The organism is Roseofilum halophilum BLCC-M91, from assembly GCF_030068445.1.
GTDB lineage: Bacteria > Cyanobacteriota > Cyanobacteriia > Cyanobacteriales > Desertifilaceae > Roseofilum > Roseofilum halophilum.
In genome coordinates this window covers 1-20,865 of the sequence record NZ_JAQPOK010000059.1, presented here as the reverse complement: position 1 = coordinate 20,865, position 20,865 = coordinate 1, and the positions used below count along the sequence as shown (strand labels likewise).

General features: G+C 47.1%; 17 protein-coding genes. 3 read left to right on the top strand and 14 right to left on the bottom strand.

Annotated elements, in window-relative coordinates:
- Nucleotides 1-183: 183 nt before the first annotated feature.
- Nucleotides 184-1,845, top strand: a complete 1,662-nt coding sequence (locus tag PJF56_RS06930) for a serine/threonine protein kinase (protein WP_283761918.1) — start codon at nucleotides 184-186, stop codon at nucleotides 1,843-1,845.
- A gap of 29 nt (nucleotides 1,846-1,874) precedes the next feature.
- Here PJF56_RS06930 and PJF56_RS06925 read toward each other — a convergent pair whose 3' ends face one another.
- From PJF56_RS06925 to PJF56_RS06895, 7 genes are all read right to left on the bottom strand, one after another.
- Nucleotides 1,875-2,753 carry a universal stress protein gene (locus tag PJF56_RS06925; protein ID WP_283761917.1) on the bottom strand — a complete coding sequence of 293 codons (879 nt, stop codon included), beginning with the start codon at nucleotides 2,751-2,753 and terminating at the stop codon, nucleotides 1,875-1,877.
- 122 nt (nucleotides 2,754-2,875) lie between these two features.
- The gene (locus PJF56_RS06920) at nucleotides 2,876-3,055 is read right to left on the bottom strand and encodes an NblA/ycf18 family protein (RefSeq protein WP_283761916.1); all 180 of its coding nucleotides are present in this window, start codon (nucleotides 3,053-3,055) and stop codon (nucleotides 2,876-2,878) included.
- Between the two features lie 310 nt (nucleotides 3,056-3,365).
- Nucleotides 3,366-4,121: a PP2C family protein-serine/threonine phosphatase gene (locus PJF56_RS06915; protein WP_283761915.1), complete on the bottom strand. Its 756-nt coding sequence runs from the start codon at nucleotides 4,119-4,121 to the stop codon at nucleotides 3,366-3,368.
- 86 nt (nucleotides 4,122-4,207) lie between these two features.
- A complete protein-coding gene (locus PJF56_RS06910) occupies nucleotides 4,208-5,893 on the bottom strand; it encodes an ABC1 kinase family protein (RefSeq protein WP_347179474.1) in 1,686 nt (561 codons plus the stop codon).
- 118 nt (nucleotides 5,894-6,011) lie between these two features.
- Nucleotides 6,012-6,338 (bottom strand): DUF6825 family protein, encoded by a 327-nt coding sequence (locus PJF56_RS06905; protein ID WP_283761913.1) that lies wholly within the window; start codon nucleotides 6,336-6,338, stop codon nucleotides 6,012-6,014.
- A 160-nt stretch (nucleotides 6,339-6,498) separates the two neighbouring features.
- The gene (locus PJF56_RS06900; protein ID WP_347179473.1) at nucleotides 6,499-7,119 is read right to left on the bottom strand and encodes a restriction endonuclease subunit R; all 621 of its coding nucleotides are present in this window, start codon (nucleotides 7,117-7,119) and stop codon (nucleotides 6,499-6,501) included.
- A 57-nt stretch (nucleotides 7,120-7,176) separates the two neighbouring features.
- The gene (locus tag PJF56_RS06895; protein ID WP_283761911.1) at nucleotides 7,177-8,490 is read right to left on the bottom strand and encodes an agenet domain-containing protein; all 1,314 of its coding nucleotides are present in this window, start codon (nucleotides 8,488-8,490) and stop codon (nucleotides 7,177-7,179) included.
- A 315-nt stretch (nucleotides 8,491-8,805) separates the two neighbouring features.
- Here PJF56_RS06895 and PJF56_RS06890 point away from each other — a divergent pair, with 315 nt between their 5' ends.
- Nucleotides 8,806-10,533 (top strand): diflavin flavoprotein, encoded by a 1,728-nt coding sequence (locus tag PJF56_RS06890; protein ID WP_283761910.1) that lies wholly within the window; start codon nucleotides 8,806-8,808, stop codon nucleotides 10,531-10,533.
- A 75-nt stretch (nucleotides 10,534-10,608) separates the two neighbouring features.
- Here the strand turns inward: PJF56_RS06890 and PJF56_RS06885 are convergent, their stop codons facing one another.
- From PJF56_RS06885 to PJF56_RS06860, 6 genes are all read right to left on the bottom strand, one after another.
- The gene (locus tag PJF56_RS06885) at nucleotides 10,609-11,775 is read right to left on the bottom strand and encodes a nucleotidyltransferase family protein (protein ID WP_283761909.1); all 1,167 of its coding nucleotides are present in this window, start codon (nucleotides 11,773-11,775) and stop codon (nucleotides 10,609-10,611) included.
- 135 nt (nucleotides 11,776-11,910) lie between these two features.
- Complete coding sequence (locus PJF56_RS06880) at nucleotides 11,911-12,777, bottom strand: segregation/condensation protein A (protein ID WP_283761908.1); 867 nt, start codon at nucleotides 12,775-12,777, stop codon at nucleotides 11,911-11,913.
- 55 nt (nucleotides 12,778-12,832) lie between these two features.
- On the bottom strand, nucleotides 12,833-14,227 hold the full coding sequence (locus tag PJF56_RS06875; RefSeq protein WP_283761907.1) for a hybrid sensor histidine kinase/response regulator: 1,395 nt from the start codon (nucleotides 14,225-14,227) through the stop codon (nucleotides 12,833-12,835).
- Entirely contained in the window at nucleotides 14,217-17,015 is a 2,799-nt protein-coding gene (locus PJF56_RS06870) for a hybrid sensor histidine kinase/response regulator (RefSeq protein WP_283761906.1), read from the bottom strand. Before PJF56_RS06870 ends, PJF56_RS06875 begins: the two co-directional genes overlap by 11 nt.
- A 160-nt stretch (nucleotides 17,016-17,175) precedes the next feature.
- Complete coding sequence (locus PJF56_RS06865; RefSeq protein ID WP_283761905.1) at nucleotides 17,176-18,414, bottom strand: HetZ-related protein; 1,239 nt, start codon at nucleotides 18,412-18,414, stop codon at nucleotides 17,176-17,178.
- Nucleotides 18,415-18,814: 400 nt separating this feature from the next.
- The gene (locus tag PJF56_RS06860; RefSeq protein WP_283761904.1) at nucleotides 18,815-19,480 is read right to left on the bottom strand and encodes an L-threonylcarbamoyladenylate synthase; all 666 of its coding nucleotides are present in this window, start codon (nucleotides 19,478-19,480) and stop codon (nucleotides 18,815-18,817) included.
- Nucleotides 19,481-19,497: 17 nt separating this feature from the next.
- On the opposite strand from PJF56_RS06860, the gene larC reads away from it, so the two are divergent.
- Nucleotides 19,498-20,724 carry a nickel pincer cofactor biosynthesis protein LarC gene (larC, locus tag PJF56_RS06855; RefSeq protein ID WP_283761903.1) on the top strand — a complete coding sequence of 409 codons (1,227 nt, stop codon included), beginning with the start codon at nucleotides 19,498-19,500 and terminating at the stop codon, nucleotides 20,722-20,724.
- Between the two features lie 35 nt (nucleotides 20,725-20,759).
- On the opposite strand, the gene PJF56_RS06850 is transcribed toward larC, so the two are convergent.
- The coding region (locus PJF56_RS06850; RefSeq protein WP_283761932.1) for a transposase at nucleotides 20,760-20,865 on the bottom strand (106 nt) is incomplete at its 5' end.

The following is a 20,865-nucleotide window of genomic DNA, read 5'->3' as shown; positions in this document are numbered from 1 at the left end:
AAATAACCCTATACAATGGATAAACTCTATTTTAGCTGGTCGTTCGTCCATGGGTTAACGCAGACGGTAAAATGCAAGAGGAACAGCAGAATTAAGATTAGGTGCATTTGCTCTCCTTACCCAATACCGTCATTAAGTATAGGAATAATTCCAGTTGATTCCAGTATTCTGGTGTAACGTCTAATGAGTGACCCCAATATTGGCCGTGTTCTATTTAATCGCTATGAGCTTGTCGAACTTCTTGGTAAGGGAGCAATGGGGAAAGTCTACCTCGCCAAAGATGCCAGAGTAGGCGGAGTATTAGTCGCGGTTAAATTTCTCTCCCAAGCCCTTCTGAATAAAAAAATGCGCGATCGCTTCGAGCGAGAAGCCACCACCTGCGCCCTCCTCGGACAACATAGCCTCCACATTGTCCGCGTCATGGACTATGGCGTAACCGACGAAATCCCCTTTTACGTCATGGAATATCTTCAAGGAGACAGCCTCAGTGATGTCATCCGCGAAGACAACATCAACCTAGAGCGCTTCTTAAGCCTAGCCCGGCAAATTGCCCTCGGCCTACAATGTGCCCACGAAGGCATTCAAAAAGATGGTAAAACCGTTCCCATCGTCCATCGAGACATCAAACCCAGCAATATCCTCGTCAGCCAAGACTCCAGCTTTGGAGAATTAGTCAAAATTCTCGATTTTGGCATCGCCAAACTCCTCCAAGAAGAAACAGCCGGACAAACCAACTGTTTCATGGGAACCTTAGCCTATTCTTCCCCAGAACAAATGGAAGGCAAAGAACTCACCAGCAGTTCTGACCTCTACAGCTTAGGGGTAATGATGTTCCAGATGCTCACCGGCCATATGCCCCTGACCGCAGAAACCCATACCTTCGGCGCGTGGTATAAAACTCACCATTTCCAAACCCCCCGCTCCTTTGAAGCCGTTGCCCCTTATCTCAGACTCCCTTCAGAGCTAAAACACTTAGTCTTTCAATGTTTAGCCAAAGAGCCTCAAAAACGGCCCCAGAGTGCAGGAGAGATTGTTAAAACCCTAGAGCAGTTAGAAAAAAATCTCCATACCTCCCCAACTCCTGCCCAAAACGGCAGTAAACCCACCCCCTCTGCTGAATCCGCCCCAAAAGCGCCCTCAGCCCCTGTCGATCCTCCTCCCTCCGTAAAACGGTCTAAAACCCAACCCCCATCTTCGTCACCTCCTACTTCCCCTGGGCGCAACACTAGCAAATCACCAGGCAAATCATCAGGTAAATTACAACTTCTTGAACCTGCTCCTGCCATTGATATGGTCTGTTGGGAACAAACATGGCCCAAAGGCAAGCCCCTGGCTCAAATTGTCTTTCCACAAGTATTACAAACTAAGACAGAACAAACCGTGGTTACCTTGTGGGCAATGCTGAAAAAACAGGAAATTGAACAGAGGCAAATCAACCGACTTTATAATAAAACCTACAAGAATTTTCTCTATTCCGTTTCGCCCCATCCAATGATTTTGTGGCTCACAGTTTTGTACGATCCTAAACAGGGCCCCAGATGGTTCAGATATTATATGGATCTCAAAAGTCATAAAGGTAAACGTTTAGCTAACCTCATCGCTCATACCGGACGTTACTGCTTATTATTTTTTGCCTTAGAAGAACCGGGGCGTTGTGCTGATGCCATCAGTATTAATGTGAATCACTCTCAACGGCAACGACTGCAAGATTGGGCAAACACCAGTGATTCTATGGCTGGCGGTCAACCGACGCGGAGTAAGGAACTGCTGCAAAAAGAATTTGAAAAACTCCAACCCCAAATCATGATGAAATTGGAAGCTGGAGTACCGGATTCTTCTTTTTGAGCTTGCTTTAAGGTGAACAACTGCTCAGTTTAGTGTCTGGGAGAAAAGTAAATAATTGGATGCCAACTGCGCCGCAATATCTTATTGCTGATGCTGGGCGATGACCATTCTAGAATTTTATTTTTGCGATTGGAGGAAACGGCGATCGCACTAATATCATGCATTAACGCCGACTCAAAAATCTGAGGAATAATTTCTCCTTGCCGCACTTCCACCTCGATCTCTAAATTGAGATCCGATAAGTCTTCCTTGACTTTCTCAAGTTCCGTTTTAGCTTTCTCCAACTCATAATCGGCATCTTTATAATCTCGTCGCCCTCCTTCTTCCACCACCCACACCAACAGCAGCTTTTCTAGGGAGTTAGCTGGCCGGTTTTGGGCATAATCTTTCACTCGTTGTAACAAATATTGGGCACTGGAACTACCATCATAGGTGAGCATTAAATACCGGAATAAATAACGACACCGTAGATTTAACTCTTCAGAAGTATAGGTAGAAACCAGTTGAGGACGTAAAACCATAATCGGAATATCCGTATGTTCGGCCAAACTCCTACTCGTACTCCCAAAAAATTGCTCATCCATGAGCGTATGGATATTCGCTCCCATGACGATCACATCCGAACGATGTTTTTTGGCCACCTCTAGAATCGTTTCATGGGGTTTGACTGAAGAAACAACCTCACCCTTGACTTCTAGGCTATCAGAAATATTCGGACGCAGGACAGATAGGCGAGATTTTGCCCACTCAATCTTGTCATTATCGGTTTTAGGAATTATTCCTTCTAAGGCCACACAATGGGTAAATACAACTTGCTCTAAACCACTTTGAGCCAGAGCCGGAACTGAATCGACCAGACGGTATAATCCATCAGATAAATCGGTCGAGATTAAAGCACGCTTGAACATAAGGGGTAAGTGTAATACCGAAGTGTTAATCTACCCTTACCCTAACACTGCCAAGGGGGAGTTAGACCCAGAACGGCACAAATCTTGAACTTCTACTTCTCAATAGATACGATAAGTCGTCCCTAATCTAAACCCCACTCGTGTTTGATAAAGTGCTGGTACATGGTTTCTCGCAACATCATCTGTTCATAGAGCTTAACCAGGAATTCCTGAGCTTGCTCGCGACTCATTTTTTCGACTTGGGTTTGGAAAGACCGAAGACTAAATTGTTGTTCTAGGGAGAGTTGCATGGGTTCGTTCATCGAAGGCTCCTCAATTTAGATTCAGCAGGACTCAGAACAGCCAGAAGTGCAACACTTCTAACTTATATTACAGAATATAACAAAAAATTGACAGATTGACCATATTGGTTTCTTGACTTGATGATGTTGTAGCAAGTTCACAAGAGTAAAAATGCTCATGATGAACAAATCCCTAGTTTTCGACTGGGGATCGGGGGGTTCCTAGGGAATGGATAGCGTTTGCAACCTTTGATTCGTTTGCATAAGCGGCGTTACATCCAGGCTCAAAAGTGGCCCTAGAAGGGCCAGGCTTGAAACCCATTAGTTTTGGTCAATATTCACTTTCTAGGGCAATGATGACCACGGTGATATTGTCCCGTCCGCCTTTTTCTTTCGCTTGTTCAATTAACTTCTGTCCGGCCATGTCACAGGAGCGAATGGATTTGAGGGTGGAGGCGATGGTTCCGTCGGGGAGTTCTTCGGTTAAACCGTCGCTACAGAGGAGCAGGCGATCGCCCCCTTGTAACTCGATAAAGTTGATATCAATATCATCCTCTTGGGTATCTTCCCGTCCCAAGCACTGGGATAATACATGCCTCCAGGGATGGGTGCGCCCCTGTTCTGGCTCCAGGACTCCTGAAGCCATCGCCTTAGCGACCCAGGTATGATCGACGGTCATCTGTTGCAGATGATGGCCGCGCAGTCGATAGAGGCGAGAATCGCCAATATGGGCTACCCAAGGCTGTTCCGTCTGTTGCTCTGGGGTGGGACGAAACAAGAGGACCACTACTGTGGTTCCCATATCAGAGCGTTCGGGATGCTGGCGCTGGTCTTCGAGAATGGACTGATTGGCTTTCAATAGGGCCGCCTGCAAGAGTTGATCGGACGGCTTATCGGATTCCCAATGGGCCAACAAATACTCCTGAATCGCTGTGGTGGCTAATTGACTGGCTTCTTGGCCACCGGCATGGCCACCCATACCATCAGCCACAATAAAAAACCGACCTTCCGGGTCATTGTAGAAGGCATCTTGGTTGACAGAACGGATTACCCCCGTATCAGTTAGACCCGTGAAGATGCGTTTCATAAGTTTGCTGACCAAAACAGTAACTAACAGATAGGCATGAAGAGATTTCTCCCTTCTGATTGTAACCCCTGGTGGGGAATTTTGGACTAAGGCATTCGATCGAAACGATTAATTCGCCGTAGCAGACGGAATAAGAGGATCGCCAAGGCGATCGCCAATACAGCCAGGATCACTGCCAATCCCAGTTGATCTGCACTAATCAAAATCGCGGCAGCAATGGTCAAGCCACTAATCAAAATGCCATAGGTGTTCACCAAACTCATACTACTAATGCGTCTGAGGATGCGATCGCTCTCTGTTGCTCTCACCCGCAGGCGAATATCCCCCTGCTCCAACTTATCCAAAGCATCCTCTAAACGACGGGGCAAACCCAAAGCCGTATTACTCATCTGAGTCGCTTGGCGACCGAGTTCGCCTAACAAATCATTTCCTGCCGATCCATTTCCACTATTCATAAGCTCTGTTGCAAAGGGTTTGGCGACTTCCATAAAATTAAATTCCGGGTCAAGGCCTTTCCCCACCCCTTCTAGGGTAGAAAATGCCCGCATCACAAACGTAAACGTTGCCGGAAACCGGAACGGTTGATCGTAGGCAATCTCATAAAGATCGTCACTAATTTCACTAACCGACTGGCTTTCAAAGGGCTGATCCATAAAATGATCCAACATATATTGAATCGATCGCCTCACCGGCCCCATATCTCCCGTGGGAGCGAGTGCGCCCAAGGCAATCAAAGAATTCATCACCCGATTTCCATCTTTCTGAGAGATACCAAAAAAAGTATCTAACAGTTTTTCGCGAGTCACTGCTTGAATTTGGCCCATCATGCCAAAATCATAAAAAATCAGCGATCCATCTGGGCTGACGGCAATATTGCCGGGATGGGGGTCAGCATGGAAAAACCCACTGTAGAGAATTTGCATTAAATAGGCTTTTGCTCCCAACTGAGCCAAGTGTTTGCGGTCTAGTCCGGCTGCTTCTAGGGCATCGTACTGACTAATTTTAATCCCTGGAGCATATTCGAGGGTTAAAACACGGGGGGAAGTATAGCGCCAATAGATCCGGGGCACTTTCACCCAATCTTCTTGGCGGAAGTTGCGCCGAAACGTATCGGCATTGCGTCCTTCATTGAGATAGTCAATTTCTTCCCACAAGATGCGGCAACATTCCTCATAGATGCCGAGCCAATCCCGTCCCTTTCCCCAGTCGGGATGATTTTGGAAATAGCGAGCGATACCTTTGAGAATCTCTAAATCAATGGTAAAGAGTTGCCGCAAACCCGGCCGTTGCACTTTAACCACCACTTCTTCACCGCTATGGAGTTGGGCCCGGTGAACCTGGCCTAAACTCGCGGCAGCCATGGGAACGGGGTCAAAACTGCGATAGAGGTCTTGAACGGATTTTCCTAGGTCTTCTCGGATGATGCTTTCGGCTTTTTCATAGCTAAAAGCCGGTACGCGGTCTTGGAGTTTGGAGAGTTCTTCTACATATTCAATCGGAAATAAGTCCGCACGGGTGGAGAAGAGTTGGCCAAGTTTAATAAATGTGGGCCCTAGGTCTAGGAAGGTGTCCCGAATCCAAATGGCTTGCTGTCGCCGTCTTTTTTGGATTTTTTCTTCAGTCATACCGCCTCGGTAACTCCAGGATTTACCATTGAGCCACAGAGAGCCTAAGAAGAGCCAGAAGAAACTCCAGATATCCAAAAAACGACGGTTTCGGGAATATTTGGGACGATTCCAGCGATAGGATTTACTGCTATAGCCTTGTTCCATGGCACTGGAGGAAGGGGTAAGGGCTGATGGGTTGTCGGATACGTCAGAGAGCGCAGATACAGAAGTCATCAGGGGGCGGATCGATGGGTTGGGTTAGGGGAAGGTTTGGGCTTGGGGTTCAGGTGGAACGGGAGCGATATTTTTGTAGTTCAGAACGCAGTTGGGCGATTTCGGCCCGCAAATCATCGAGGGTTTCTTGGAGATCGCGGGAGGGGGGGTTGGGTTGTCCGGGGTTGGGTGCAGGATTCCCGGTGCGGGCGGCGGATTCTGCGGCTGCGGCTCGGTCTAAGACTATTTGCGGGAAGTTTTTCAGCCTCTCTTGTTGTTCTGCGTCGGCTTTACCGAAGTTACTGAGGGCGTGGGTTAGGGTATATTCGACTTCTTCGGCGATCGCCTCGGACAGGGCGCGACCAACAAAGAAGGCATGGAGTGGGCTGTTACTCATGGGAGAATTTGGATTAGAGTTTGTTTACAAAAATTATAATAACGTGGGTTCCTTTCAGGATACAGAAGATCGGGCAGAATTGTCAGATGGGGATGGGGAGATGGCCAATTAACTATTACCCATTACCCATTACTTATTACCTATTACCTAGCGCGAAGCGCTATAACTGGCTCAGGCGTTTTAAGATTCGTAGCACTTCGTAGAGTTGATTACCACGATTGCGAAGACTGAAAACATCTGATAAGGCATAGCGGTTGACTTCTCCCCGGACTAGCTTGACAAAAACAAAGCTGCCGCCTGTGGCGATCATACCGAAGCAGGGGCGTTCGCGGTGAGGGCTGGCGAGCATATAGACGAGGATCTGGGGGAGGGCTTCTTCGATGGAAAAGGCGGCTTTTTTGGATTCGATCGCCACGATCCAAAATTTTTCTCTCAAAATTAAGGTATCAATTCGACCTTTGATGATTACGCCATCGTCTTCTGCACTAATCTCTATGGGTTCTTCGCTTTTGACATAGAAGGGGGAGATATAGAAGTCGCCAATAAATAGGATGGGGTCTAAAATCGCCATTCTCACGACATTTTCGAGTAAGGGCGGATGGTTAAGTAGGTTGATATAACCGGCTTTGACTTTATCGAGCAGTTGGCGATCGCTCGGAGAAATATCGGGTAAATTTTCTTGCCATTCGGGGAAGAAATCCTCGTCTTCGGTTAAGGTTAAGCCAAAGCGATCGATCAGGTCTCTGAGGGTAATGGTTTGTGCGAGTAAGGGGGTAGGCATCATATAGCGATTCGCGCTGGTAATGGGTAATAGGGAAAATTGCGTTTTACCCTTTTCTTAGCAGATTTCGTCTAGGTCTACCCATTCATCGTCAAAATCATCTTCATCGAGATAATGAACTCGATATTGATCGCCGTCGATTTTTTGAATTCTGGCGGTATACCATTCTTCATCATCGTCATCCCAGACTTTCACTTTTTGACCAACGGCATACCCATTATCATCGGCTTCTTCAAAGTTACCAGCGCGAACATGCTTTTCTTTGACCCATTCATCCTCGGAGGAACCATAGCCAACATAGCGAACATAGTACCGATTTTTATCTTTTTTGACTTTAACTTTGCGGATAGTCGCTTCATACCAATCCTCTTCTTTTTTGTCCCAAACCTCAACGGTGTCTCCGACGGAAAATTCCCCCTCTCCGTCACTGTCTCGATCCCGATCATCCCCATCTGCATCAGGGAGCGCGTCCCCTTCTGCTTGCAGGGATTCGTAGGCTTCTAAAATTAAGCGCTGGGCAACGGTTTGAATGCCGGTATGCTCGTAGTAATTGGTGGTTTGATCTAAAAAAGCGGCGACAAAATCGAGATTATCATCCGCCATTTGAATAAAGTTACCCAAATGATTGAAAATGCTTTCTGGGGTAATGCCAGTTTGGGCAACCAACTGATTCATCCAACCTTCAACGGCATTAAAACATTGATTCACAAATCCGATGCGATCGCCGGTTGTCTCGCCGGGGATTTGGTCTTGAATGCCGGAAAATACAGGGTTTCCGGCAATGTTACCTGGATTAAGCCCTTGAATAACGACATGAATTTTAGTTAAGAAGTTTGGCCCCAAGGGCAACATAGCATCAATGCACACTAAGGCAATCATTCGCATTAATCCGGCGTTGTGATAGTTTTCGGCCAGAGAATTCGCGAAGAGTTGGGGATTGGGTTTGGGAATGCCATTCAATTTACAAAAGGCAATCACTTCTACGGCAATTTTAAGGAGTAAATCAATGGTTTGGGTGGTGTCGGCTTTGGGGGTAATATTACTGATAAAAGAAAGAAAACTTAACTTTTCGCCTACCTTATTGGCTAAGGCGGCTGTACCCATGGCCACATCGGCTTTATCGATCGCCTGATATAATCCGACTGCGCCCTGATAGCCTTTGGCAGGATCGAGATAGAGAGCCGCAGCGCGATCGCGGATACGCTGAATGGTTTTGGGATCGGTTTCTCCGGTAAAATGGGCAATGGTGGCATCGAATCCAACAAGATTATTCCATTCTCCCGGCACGACAAAATCGATTGCTCTTAAGACTTTGACGGTAATGTTATCTTCAGGCAGTTCATCGACAAGCTGGATAATTGACTTTGCCATGGTTGTATCCTCATGATTAACCCTGTTGATAGTTTAGCGCCATCGGTTGATTTTAATCTGGGAAAGCTCTCTAGCTGTTTTGTCACTCTCCGAGAATTCAAATCGAATAATATAGAGTATCAATGGCTGAAAAGGTTACATAGCATCGGAAAGTGACAAAAAAGGAAGTATATTCCCAATTAACGGGTGTGATTAATTCTTCTTACTCAACTCACCTTCCCGAAATCCCAGGATTTTGTAACAATGAAGAAACAATAGAAAAAGAGATAACGACGATCGCCGTCGTCCCTCACCGCCCATACAGGACAGAAAACTATGGTAGCACTGACCGATCGCCCTCAAAAACGACTGACGATAGAAACGGCTCCGATCGCCGAAAATACGACAACGATCCGCTCCCTAGACTGGGATCGCGATCGCTTCGACATCGAATTCGGACTACAAAATGGAACCACCTACAACTCCTTCATCATTCAAGGAGACAAAACGGCCCTGGTGGATACCTCCCATCGCAAATTTGAGCAACTCTATCTCGACACCCTCAAAGGACAAATCGATCCGGCCACCATTGACTACATTGTGATTAGTCATACTGAACCCGATCATAGTGCCCTGGTCAAAGATGTTCTAGAAATGGCTCCCCATGCAGTGGTAGTGGGATCGAAAATTGCCGTTCAGTTTCTCCAAAACCTGATTCATAAACCCTTTGAAAGCCAATTGGTAAAAAATGGGGATACCCTAGATCTGGGTCAGGGCCATGTTTTAGAATTCATTAGCGCCCCCAATCTCCATTGGCCTGATACGATCTTTACCTACGACCATAAAACCTCCGTTCTCTATACCTGCGATGCTTTCGGAATGCACTATTGCTCCGATCGCACCTACGATGAAAACTTGAGCGACATTGAAGCCGACTTTCGCTTCTATTATGAATGTTTAATGGCTCCCAATGCCCGCTCTGTGGTGAACGCCATGAAACGGATGGCCAAACTCCCAGCCATTAACCTGATCGCTACCGGCCATGGCCCCCTCCTATGGCATAACCTAGAGGAACTCACCGGCCGTTACGATCGCTGGAGTAAGGAAAAAACCAAAGCGGAAAAAACCGTCGCCCTATTCTATACTTCCGATTATGGCTATAGCGATCGCCTCTCCCAAGCGATCGCCCATGGGATCACCAAAACTGGGATCGCCGTAGAAATGATGGACTTGCGATCGACCGATCCCCAGGAAGTGCGGGAACTGGTGGAAATGGCCTCAGCTCTCATCATTGGCGCTCCTCCCCAGTCGGGAGAAGTGGGCAAAGAAGCAGAAGCAGCCCTGAGTACGGTTTTAGTCGCCGCTAACGACAAACAGGCGATCGGTCTGTTCGAGTCCGGTGGAGGCGATGACCGCTCCATCTATCCCCTGCGGAACCAATTCCAAGAACTGGGACTTAAGGAAGCCTTCCCCGCGATTTTGATCAAAGAAGCACCCACAGAAGCCATCTATCAACTCTGTGAAGAAGCAGGAACCGATATGGGGCAACTCTTGGGACTCAAGGATGCCATTAAAAAGATGAAGTCCCTGGATAATGACCTAGACCGGGCCTTGGGTCGCTTAAGCGGCGGACTCTATATTATTACTGCCCAAAAAGGCGAAGTCAAAAGCGCCATGCTCGCCTCTTGGGTGACTCAAGCCAGCTTTAAGCCCCTAGGTGTTACCATTGCCGTCGCCAAGGATCGGGCGATCGAATCTTTGATGCATGTGGGCGATACCTTTGTTCTCAATATTCTGAGCGAAGATAACTATCAAAGTTTGATGCGTCATTTCCTGAAGCGCTTTGGCCCTGGTGCAGACCGCTTTGAAGGAGTCAACACCCAAACGGCCGCCAATGGTAGTCCCATTTTGACCGATGCTCTGGCCTATCTCGAATGTGAAGTCGCCAGTCGGATGGAGCTTTCCGATCATTGGTTGGTCTATTGCACCATTGAGACCGGACGAGTCAGTAACCCCGATGCTCTGACGGCCGTTCACCATCGTAAGGTGGGCAACCATTATTAGGTAGTACATCTATCATGGTTAGGGTGGGCATTGCCCACCCAGCCCTGCTTAACCTATTAACGGGACTCGATTGGGTTAAGAGTCGGATTCTAAAAGTTCGGCGATCGCCTGTTGCTCCTCTGGAGGGAACGGCACAGGCACAGCACGGGTATCAGTAATCAACCAATCCAATGCAGCCGATCGCACGTCAATGGATGCGCCTGTTTTATCCACACAATAGCGTCCAAAGACCAGTTTATCGATCAACCGCACATCCGGCCCTAGGCGGGAATACTCGAAAATCACACTATTTTGCACCGTTGCCCCACTACAAATATGACAACTGGGGCCAATCATGGCTGGGCCGACAATTTTCGCGCCATCTTCTATCTTGGTCATCCCTCCAATATAAACGGGGCCAGTAATATCGACTTTATCCCAATTAATGGACACATTCAGTCCCGTATAAATACCAGGGGCGACTTCCTGACCGGGAATGGACACATTCTGAATCTCTCCGAGTAGCACTCCACGCACGGCTCGCCAATAGTCCGGAACTTTGCCAATATCCACCCATTGGAAATCCATGGAAATGCCATAAAAGGGCGCTCCCATTTCCACTAACTTAGGAAACAGGTCACCCCCGATATCATATTCTTGACCAGAGGGAATATAATTCAGCACGTCTGGCTCAAAGATATAAATCCCGGTATTAATATCGGTACTAATGGCTTCTTCAACGGAGGGTTTTTCTTGGAAGGCCTTCACCCGTCCGTCCTCATCGGTAACGATGACCCCATAACTCGAAACTTCTTCTTTAGGGACAGACTTCATAATCACTGTGGCGATCGCCCCTTTTTCCTTATGCCACTTAATAGCCTTAGTTAAATCCAAATCAATCAGGGCATCCCCGCACAGCACCACAAAGGTATCATCAAAAAACGGATTATAATCTTGAATGCGGCGCATTCCCCCTGCCGAGCCTAATGCATCTCCTATCAGGGTTCCATCGGGTTCAATTCTTCCTTCAAAAGAATAACCAATTTGCACTCCAAACCGTTGTCCATCCCGAAAATAACTTTCGATTTCATTGGCCAAGTGGCTCACATTGACCATCACCTGGTCAAAACCATGCTGGCGCAATAGTTCCAGGAGAAACTCCATGACCGGTTTTTGTAGGATGGGAATCATTGGCTTGGGAATGGTGTAGGTGATAGGCCGGACACGAGTTCCCTTACCAGCCGCCAGAATCATGGCTTTCATAATTATCTATTCCTCAACCACAGGTTTTTGATTACTACGGGTGTTCCAATCACCTCATCAGAATGAACCGATCGGGTCTTGGAACTCTATAACAACCTGATCCATATATATATAGGTTATCAGTGATTTTACTCCTTAACCTTTCTTTCTGTCGATTTTTGGGCAAAAACGCCGATTTGCCGGACTCAGTTCGCCCAAGACCCGGATTTTTAGGTCTTGATAGAATTCTTCTTGCTTGAGTTCCACTTTTGATTGGGCTGAGAGCAAGAGCAGGCCCCAGAATGTGCCCACGCGATCGCATTGGGGATGGGAAACCAGCAGTTGTTCCAGCTCCAGCCATTCCGGTTGCTCCTCTTCAGTGGCTCCATATTGACTTAAAAACCTCTCTAATTTTTCCGCCACTTCCGATAAATTTTCTTCATGGGCTAATTGGCGGATGGCTTTGGCCGTTTGAGCGCGGGACAGGGCGCGGCGACGGGGCGACTTCCCAGAGCGGTCTGCAAGCGTTTGGCTCATGGTTTGCAGTTGATGCATCAGCTCTTGCAGGGTGACTCGTCGCTGTTTCATCGGTCGAGCAATGGCGCGGCGACGCAATTGGTTTTCTAGCCGGAAGGGGATACGCCCACGAGAACCATCGGGCGGCTCGTTATCGTCTTCCATTTCGGCTGCCAACTCTTCTGGGGAAAGCTCATTGCTATCTTCTTCTAGGCTTTGGGCTTTTAAGAGGACGAGCATGGAGGCGTAGAGAAACACTTGACCTGATTCCGATAAGTCCGCCCGATTTATACTCTGGTCTTGGGGATCGGTAGCAGCGCGGGAGTTTAGCTGTTCTAAGACGCGATCGATCACATCAATCACTTGCACATCCCAGGGATCGATTTCCCCCCGTTGAGCCATTTCGATTAAGAGGGAAATCCCCAGGTCTTGGGGAGAAGGGGAGGATTGCCACTGTTGGGATTGACTCAATTCTAGGGGAGGTAAGGACGCAGAAGATGAATCCATCAAGCATTAACTCCAGATCGCGCTAGACTTCTGTTTTACCATAGCGAATCGGGGATCAGATGGGTAAGGTAATCGTAAATACGGAGCCGCGATAAAATTCTGTTTCGCTCCCTGAATGGCAACTGATTTTTCCCCCATGTTTCTCTTCCACGATCTGGCGACTAATCGATAGCCCCAAACCCGTGCCCTGTCCAGAGGCTTTGGTGGTATAGAGATGATCGAAGATTTTATTCTGGATCTCTTCGGGAATCCCCTTACCATTATCAACAATGTTAATAATCACTTCCGTTTGTGAAGGCGACAGTTGGGTTTGAATCGTTATTTGGTTCGGGTTGGCTTCAATTTCTTGGAAGGTGCGTCCCTGATTGGATTCGTCTAAGGCATCAATGGCATTAGCGAGCAAATTCATAAACACCTGGTTCAGTTGCCCCGGATAGCAGGGAACTTCCGGAATATCTCCATATTCTTTGATAATGGCGATCGCCGGCCGCTCCTCCGTCGCTTTTAATCGATGTTTCAAAATTAGCAGCGTGCTATCAATCCCCTCATGAATATTACTACTTACCTTACTGGTTGTATCCGATCGCGAAAACGTCCTCAAGGATTGACTAATATTACGAATCCGATCCGTCCCTTCATGCATCGACGAAATTAAATCCGGCAAATCCTTGAGCAAAAAATCCAATTCTATATCTTCATAATGATCCTGAATTTCGGGATCGGGTTCCGGATAATGGCTTTGATACAAGCTCAGATGCTCAATAATATCCTGAAGATACTCCTGTGCATGGCTTAAATTCCCCATAATAAACCCCACCGGATTATTAATTTCATGGGCAACCCCCGCCACCAATTGACCCAACGTAGACATTTTTTCATTTTGTACCAACTGCACCTGAGCATCTTGTAAATCTGTCATTGCCTGTTGCAACTCAGCCGTGCGATCGTTTACCCGTTGTTCTAACTCTTGAGTCAAGGCTTGCAAGGCTGCCTCGGCTCTATTTTTTTCTTCGATCTCTTGCTTGAGCAATTGGTTTTGTTGGGCTAACTTTTGGGCCATTTTCCTCAGCCTCAAATGCAGCCTTACCCTGGCAAGCACTTCTTCTTGGGAGAAGGGCTTAGTAATATAATCAACTGCCCCCAATTCCAGGCCTTTCACCTTATCCACCGTATCAGATAAAGCCGTCATAAAAATAATCGGAATTTCTTCCGTGTCTAGGTTTGACTTTAAACGCTTGCAGGCTTCAAATCCATCAATTCCCGGCATCATCACATCTAACAAGATTAAATCTGGAGGAGCATAGTTAACTTTTTCTAAAGCACTTTCTCCGTCCCTCGCTACCCTAACTTCAAATCCCGATTCATCGAGAAAATCCGACAAAACCGCTAAGTTATTGGGATTGTCATCCACAATTAAAATAACATTCGATTCCGAATCGCTATAGCTCATGGCTTTCTCCTCTGAGGCTCTGATAATGAGTTTCAATTAATTCTAGAAGTTCTTTTTCCTTAAAACTTTTTGCCAGTCGATTCACTTGCTCGCAGAATGGACTAAGATTCGGATCGACTTCGGCTAGTGTATTCACTTTCTTTTGGATTTTCTTCAGATTTCCTTCCATTGCCAAGCGATATAACTCTGCCAAGTTTTCTCGATCGGGAACTAACAGAGAATCAGAAGCATCAGAAGCAATAGGAACGGCAAGATTTTCTGCGGATGGCTGTTGCGTAATCCATTGCAAATTTAAGCAAATTTGAATCTGTTCTAGAAGACGATTCGTGTCTAATGGTTTGGGCAAAAATGCATTCGCCCCCACTTCTAAAGAACGGTTGCGATCGGCTTCAAAAACGCGCCCAGAAGAAACAAGAATGGGTAACTGTTTCCAGTCTTCATGGGATCGCACTGCTTTAATTAACTCAATGCCATTCATGATCGGCATTTCTAAATCGGTAATGATCAAATTTGGGGTAAATACAGGCAGGAGTTCCAGGGCTTCTTGACCTTGATTTGCTTGTGCGACTGTAAATCCCATCGGTTCTAGAAGATTCTTAATAATGGATGGATTTTCCCAATGATCGTCAACAACCATAATTTTCGCATTTTCTAGTCCTTCAAAGCTAACAATTTTTTCGGTCGGCAGAGTCATCATCTCTTCTTGATATTGTAACACTTCGGGTAACTCTAAATCAAAAAAGAATAAACTGCCTTGACCGACTTCACTTTCGACTTGAATCTCGCTGCCCATCATGGCTACAATTTTTTGGCTAATGGCTAATCCTAAACCGGTTCCAGCCGCTTGTCTAGAGACCTCTCCTACTTGTTCAAAGGGGAGGAAAATTGCATCGAGTTTTTCTGAGGGAATACCAATGCCACTATCTTGAATTTCAAAACGAATTTTATGTAAAATCTGCTCTTCTTGCTGGATTTCCTCTAAATTTTTGATCTCAAATGAAACTCCTCCCGTATCGGTAAACTTAATGGCATTGCCTAATAAATTAATTAAAACTTGGCGAATGCGTTTTTCATCCCCATGGATGCTTTTGGGTAAATCTGGATCGGGAACATAGTTAAAGTGAATCCCTTTTTGATCGGCACGAATCCGACAGATTTCAGCAACTCCTTCCAAAAATGTCCTAAAATTCATGTCTGAGGGATGAATTTCTAGTTTTCTGGCTTCAATTTTAGACAGATCTAGGATATCATTAATCAGGGTAAGCAAGTGCGTTGCACACTGATGAATGATTTCAATTCCATCTTGTTCTTTTTCGGGGATATTTTGGGAGCGTTTGAGGATTTGAGTATATCCGAGAATGCCATTCAGGGGGGTGCGTAACTCATGGCTCATGTTGGCTAAAAATTCGCTTTTAGCTGAGTTGGCAGCATCGGCTGTTTCTTTGGCTTCTTTGAGTTCAAATGTCCGCAATTGTACCCGAATTTCGAGTTCTTCGTAGGAGCGCTGAAATCGAGCGGCCATTTGATTAAAGGAACGGGATAAAATTTCTAGTTCATAAATTTTAGGTAAGCGAGATTCTTGCCAATCGAGGGTTTGATCTAAGTTCCCGGCGGAAATGGATTCCAAGGCTTGAATTAACTTGAGAATCGGTTTAGAGATCCAACGGGCTGTGACTAATCCTAGAATAGCGGCCACCATCAGGGCAACAAAACAGAGTAAAATGGTATTGCGGATATTTTCATAGATGACCCCCATAAAGTCTGAATCGGGGACGATCACGACAATTAACCAATCGAGTTCTTGATTCTGCTCGATGGGTGTAACTTGGACAAAGTGCCGTTGATGTTTAAATAAAAAACTGAGTTGATGAGGTTGCTTAAGGGTTTCAATATTGCCTAATTCTGATTGTAGCGATTTGATGGTTAATCGAATCAGAGCATTGGGACTCTGTTGTGCGGCAATGGGAAAGGGGGTTTCGGTTGACTTTTGGGGCGATCGCTCTGATAATGAGCTGGCAATTAAATAGCCTTGACTATCGAGAATGAAGGTTTGTCCCGATCGCCCAATGTGTAGCCCTTGTAAAAAATCACTAATTCGAGATAGACTCAGGCTCGTTTTGAGGACGGCTCCTATTTCCCCATCGCCCAAATATAAAGCCTTGCTCGCATTGAGGATGAATTCTGGGGACTGACTGGGATCGAACATTTGCTGCTTTGTCCAAACCGGAGCCTCTCGATCGAGTGCTTCTTGATACCACTCTGACTGACGAGGATCGCCATAAGAAGAAAACGTGGAGGATTGTTGGGGATTTCCTTGGGCATCTAGGGTATAGAGTGTTAGGGATTCGGGAGTGTTGGGATCGCTGACGATCCACTGAAACCCTGGGGGACTCAACGTCTGCTGAACGGCCTGAAAATAGCCATTGGGGGTCGAAAATCCAATTTGAGCGATATTCGGAAACAGTTGAATTTGCTGCCATAAATGGGTACGAACCCCATCGAGATCGCCCGGAGCGAGTTGGTTGTTGGCGATCGCCTGAGCATTAATCTGATTAATCAGAGCAGGCGTTTGCAGATAGGTGTCCAGATGTTGCACAATACGAGCAGTTAGTTCATTTCGCAGTTGCGCCGTCACCTGTTTAACCGCACGTTCACCATTACGCAGAGACAACCAACCGGTTAAACCCACTGCGGCAAAAATCTGGATCAGAAATGGAACAATCAGAACCCAACCAAGCGGTACTTGTTTAGATTCTGGAAATAAAGGATTTTTTAGTTTCCCTGCCATGAGCGGGTTTGAAGGGGATAAAACAAAAGGATGGGTTGATGGTATGCATAAAGATTTAATCCTCAATACTACCATAGTGAAAAAGGGGAGGGGATAGTGTTCGAGGTGAACACTCTGAAATCAAGATCCCCTTTCTCAAGTCCTAACCCTGCTGTTCCCATTAGGAGTTCGCCTGATTACGGACTTTCCAAGCCAATTCCAGTAATTTATTCCAGCGCTTTTGTAATTGTTTGGGGGTACAGCCGATGGTAGTGGCAATTTGAGCATCCTCAACTCTAGCTTGCTTGAGTTGGAACAGTTGTTGCTGTTCGGGAGCCAATTGATTAAAGAACTCTTCCCATTGAGCGGGAGCCATACCCAAATTTTGATCGAGATCCGCACCCAGCCATTGGTGAACCAAATGCCAGTTATGGAAGCGGGAGAATTTTTCCACATGGTACTTAAACCGTTGTTGCAGATAGTCCCGTTGGCGAGGGGTTAAGCCCAGGGTTTCATCAATTTCAGTAGCCGAGAAATCTTGCAGCTTGAGATTGAGGTAATCAATACAATCAAATTGTTCTTGAGATTGGAGATACTCCATTAATTCCCGAATCACGCGATCGCGCAGTACCGACTCCGAAGGATCGATCGCACCAGCCACCATTTTCTCCCGAATTTGATGCAAAGCAGGATCGCGGCTGTACATTTGCGCCTCTTCCGTCTTGCCCGATTCTACAGCCATTTCCATATCTACCGACATCTCTTGAGGTTGACGGCGAGAAAACCCTTGCGCCCTGAGAACAATCAACCGTTGGGAAATGCCACCGGGTAAATGAATGCGTCGCTTCGCATATTGTTCCGTAAACGCCATGTACTCAGCCAATTCTAAGCGGGTGCGGGGGCTATACTTTTCCGCCACTTCATTTTCCCGACGGAACGCTTTCAGGGTTTCCACATAAAAGCCTTGCATGAAGTCTTCAATCAAACTATAGCGAGCCTTAAATCCTAATCGAGCGCTAGTTTTAGCCACATGGCGATAGACCATTACACTCAGATTGCTGTGCAGTTCACTCCGACCTTGACGGGAGCCAAGTTTGTAGTATTGCAAGCATTTTTCAATCCGGTTATGGGCTAGAGTCCGTTGCCAAGATTCAATGATTCCCGATTTTTGAATGCGATCGCTCTTTTGGCAAATGCGTTCGACTTCCCGCGCCATCCGTTCAGATACCCCCCGAATGGAGCGACAGCTAATCTGCATCGCACTGCGAAGCTCGCGGCTAATCAACTCTTGTAGAGCCTCCACATCCATCACCGGTTCAGAAGACTCCGGAAGTTGGGCGCTTGCCGTTGCACAAGAGTTAACAGGTGTTAAAGAAGGGTTGGATTTAAGGGTAGCAGAATGGCTGGACTTGGTATTCATAATTTCAATCTCCTTTGGGTTGAATGCACTCCAGTGATGACACCGTTTCGGGTGGAATCCTTCGCGCTGTCTATACTCTGACTGTAGGTGTCCCTCAGAAAATAAAGGGGTGCTGCTGTGGCACTCTTTGATCTGTGCAGATCCACCCCACAACAAGAGCGCAGGGGAAGACTTGGCGATCGCACCTTGAAGGGCGATCGTCCAAACCTTTGTCAACGCTAGACTTTAAGCCATTTTCAATTCCCTAATTCGGGGGTAGAGCAGCAAACCCCCTAGAGAATGCCTCAGTAGACAATTGCAGGAGTGGCTAAAAACTGGTGTGGGGTAGATGCCTCTGAGATTCCCTGATTCCTTAAACCCTAGGAAGATCATCCCACCCTAGGGGTGATGATCCTCTAGACTAACCTGCGTCGGACACCCAATCCGATGCTGCTTCCCATCCCAGACCTTCACGCACAACTTTTGGTTCCATTGACGTTAAATCCAAAACGGTGGAAACGTCTGACTGGACGGGTAAACCATCGTCAATGATGATATCCACCAGTTTATCGAGGCGATCGAAGAGTTCTTGGGTCGAGGTATATTCGGGAGCGCTCGGACTCGCGGACATTTCCTCATCTCCCACCAAATGCGCGGAGGTCGAGATAATGGGATTCTCTAATGCCTCCAACAGACCTAAGCAAATGGGATTATCAGGCACTCGAATTCCAGTCGTTCGCCGTTTGGGAGACATCACCAACCGGGGAACCTCCTTGGTTGCAGGCAGTAAAAAGGTATAGGGGCCGGGGATTAAGCGCTTCATAATTCGATAAGCCACATCACTGACTGTGGCATAGCTGGCCACATTGGAGAGGGAGGAACAGAGGAAGGTTAAGGGTTTATCATTAGAGAGTTGTTTAATCCGTCGGACGCGCTCGATGCCTGATTTAACACTCAGATCGCAACCGATCGCATACACGGTATCGGTTGGATATAACATCACCGCTCCATCTTGAAGAGCCTCTTTGATCTCTTGCAGGGTTCGCTGTTGCGGTGTTTCCGGATGTAGGGTATATAGAATTGCCATAAGTTGGGGGTAGATGAATGAATAAAATAGGGTATCTTGATTGTCCCACCGGTTTAGCCGGTGATATGTGTTTGGGTGCTTTGGTGGATGCAGGAGTTCCTCTAGAATACCTGCAAGAGCAATTAAAATCCTTACAAATCGAGGATGAGTATCAGTTACGCCAGGAAAGGGTGACCCATCACGGCCAAGTGGGCATTAAAGTTCATGTAGATCTCAACCATTCTCCTCACCCTCACGATCGCGATCGTCACCACGGCAGCCGCCATTTACCGGAAATTGTAGAGATGATTAAGAATGCTCAACTGCCGCCACGGGTGGAAGAGCGCAGTTTAGCTATTTTTCACCGTTTGGCTTTAGCAGAAGCGGCGGTTCATGGCATTGAACCGGAGCGGGTACATTTCCATGAGGTGGGGGCAACAGATGCTCTGGTGGATATTGTGGGCACTTGTTTGGGGTTGGAGTGGTTAGGGATCGATCGCCTGTTTTGTTCGGCCCTACCCACGGGAGGGGGTACGGTAAAAGCTGCCCATGGCATTTTACCGGTTCCTGCTCCGGCGGTGTTGAAGTTGTGGGAGATGGCCCAGGTTCCGGTTTACAGTAATGGCATTGAGCGGGAGTTAGTGACTCCTACGGGGGCGGCGATCGCTACCACATTAGCCACAAAGTTTGGTTCTGTGCCCTCCATGGGGCTGGAGCGGGTCGGATTAGGAGCCGGATCAGCCCGGTTACCGCTCCCGAATTTGGTACGCTTGTGGGTGGGTTTCCCAACCGAGCAGCAAGGTTTGGAACAGATCGCGGTGCTGGAGACGCAGATCGATGACCTCAGTCCCCAGGCGATCGGCTATTGTTTCGATCAACTCTTTGCTCTCGGAGCCTTAGATGTATTTACCCAACCCATCACCATGAAAAAATCCCGCCTCGGTATACTCTTAACCGTCATCTGTCCACCCGCTCAAATAACAGCCTGTGAAACCCTATTATTCCGAGAAACCACCACATTAGGCATTCGCCGCACTCTCCAAGAGCGATCGATTTTGCGTCGAGAACTCCGCACCCTACAAACGCCCTATGGCTCGGTTCAGGTTAAATTAGCCTGGCAAGGCGACCAACTCTCTAATCTACAACCCGAATACGAAGACTGTGCCCAACTCGCCCGCCAACACCACCTCCCCTGGCGACAGGTCTATCAAACCGCCCTCGAATTAGCGCGATCGACCTATAGCGCTACGCGCGGTAATGGGTAATTGACCGAAAATAATGGGATACAAGCCCCGTCCTTTTAGGACGGCTTTTCTTGATTTTTAATATACTCTTTTAATACTTCCAACGGCGCACCGCCAACAGAAATAGCAAAATAGCTAGGACTCCACAATGATTGTTTGTGG

Excerpts from the sequence above, each read along its gene's own strand:
- PJF56_RS06930 (WP_283761918.1), top strand. The coding sequence starts at position 184 with ATGAGTGACCCCAATATTGGCCGTGTTCTATTTAATCGCTATGAGCTT.
- PJF56_RS06925 (WP_283761917.1), bottom strand. The coding sequence starts at position 2,753 with ATGTTCAAGCGTGCTTTAATCTCGACCGATTTATCTGATGGATTATAC.
- PJF56_RS06920 (WP_283761916.1), bottom strand. The coding sequence starts at position 3,055 with ATGAACGAACCCATGCAACTCTCCCTAGAACAACAATTTAGTCTTCGG.
- PJF56_RS06915 (WP_283761915.1), bottom strand. The coding sequence starts at position 4,121 with ATGAAACGCATCTTCACGGGTCTAACTGATACGGGGGTAATCCGTTCT.
- PJF56_RS06910 (WP_347179474.1), bottom strand. The coding sequence starts at position 5,893 with ATGGAACAAGGCTATAGCAGTAAATCCTATCGCTGGAATCGTCCCAAA.
- PJF56_RS06905 (WP_283761913.1), bottom strand. The coding sequence starts at position 6,338 with ATGAGTAACAGCCCACTCCATGCCTTCTTTGTTGGTCGCGCCCTGTCC.
- PJF56_RS06900 (WP_347179473.1), bottom strand. The coding sequence starts at position 7,119 with ATGCCTACCCCCTTACTCGCACAAACCATTACCCTCAGAGACCTGATC.
- PJF56_RS06895 (WP_283761911.1), bottom strand. The coding sequence starts at position 8,490 with ATGGCAAAGTCAATTATCCAGCTTGTCGATGAACTGCCTGAAGATAAC.
- PJF56_RS06890 (WP_283761910.1), top strand. The coding sequence starts at position 8,806 with ATGGTAGCACTGACCGATCGCCCTCAAAAACGACTGACGATAGAAACG.
- PJF56_RS06885 (WP_283761909.1), bottom strand. The coding sequence starts at position 11,775 with ATGAAAGCCATGATTCTGGCGGCTGGTAAGGGAACTCGTGTCCGGCCT.
- PJF56_RS06880 (WP_283761908.1), bottom strand. The coding sequence starts at position 12,777 with ATGGATTCATCTTCTGCGTCCTTACCTCCCCTAGAATTGAGTCAATCC.
- PJF56_RS06875 (WP_283761907.1), bottom strand. The coding sequence starts at position 14,227 with ATGAGCTATAGCGATTCGGAATCGAATGTTATTTTAATTGTGGATGAC.
- PJF56_RS06870 (WP_283761906.1), bottom strand. The coding sequence starts at position 17,015 with ATGGCAGGGAAACTAAAAAATCCTTTATTTCCAGAATCTAAACAAGTA.
- PJF56_RS06865 (WP_283761905.1), bottom strand. The coding sequence starts at position 18,414 with ATGAATACCAAGTCCAGCCATTCTGCTACCCTTAAATCCAACCCTTCT.
- PJF56_RS06860 (WP_283761904.1), bottom strand. The coding sequence starts at position 19,480 with ATGGCAATTCTATATACCCTACATCCGGAAACACCGCAACAGCGAACC.
- larC (WP_283761903.1), top strand. The coding sequence starts at position 19,498 with ATGAATAAAATAGGGTATCTTGATTGTCCCACCGGTTTAGCCGGTGAT.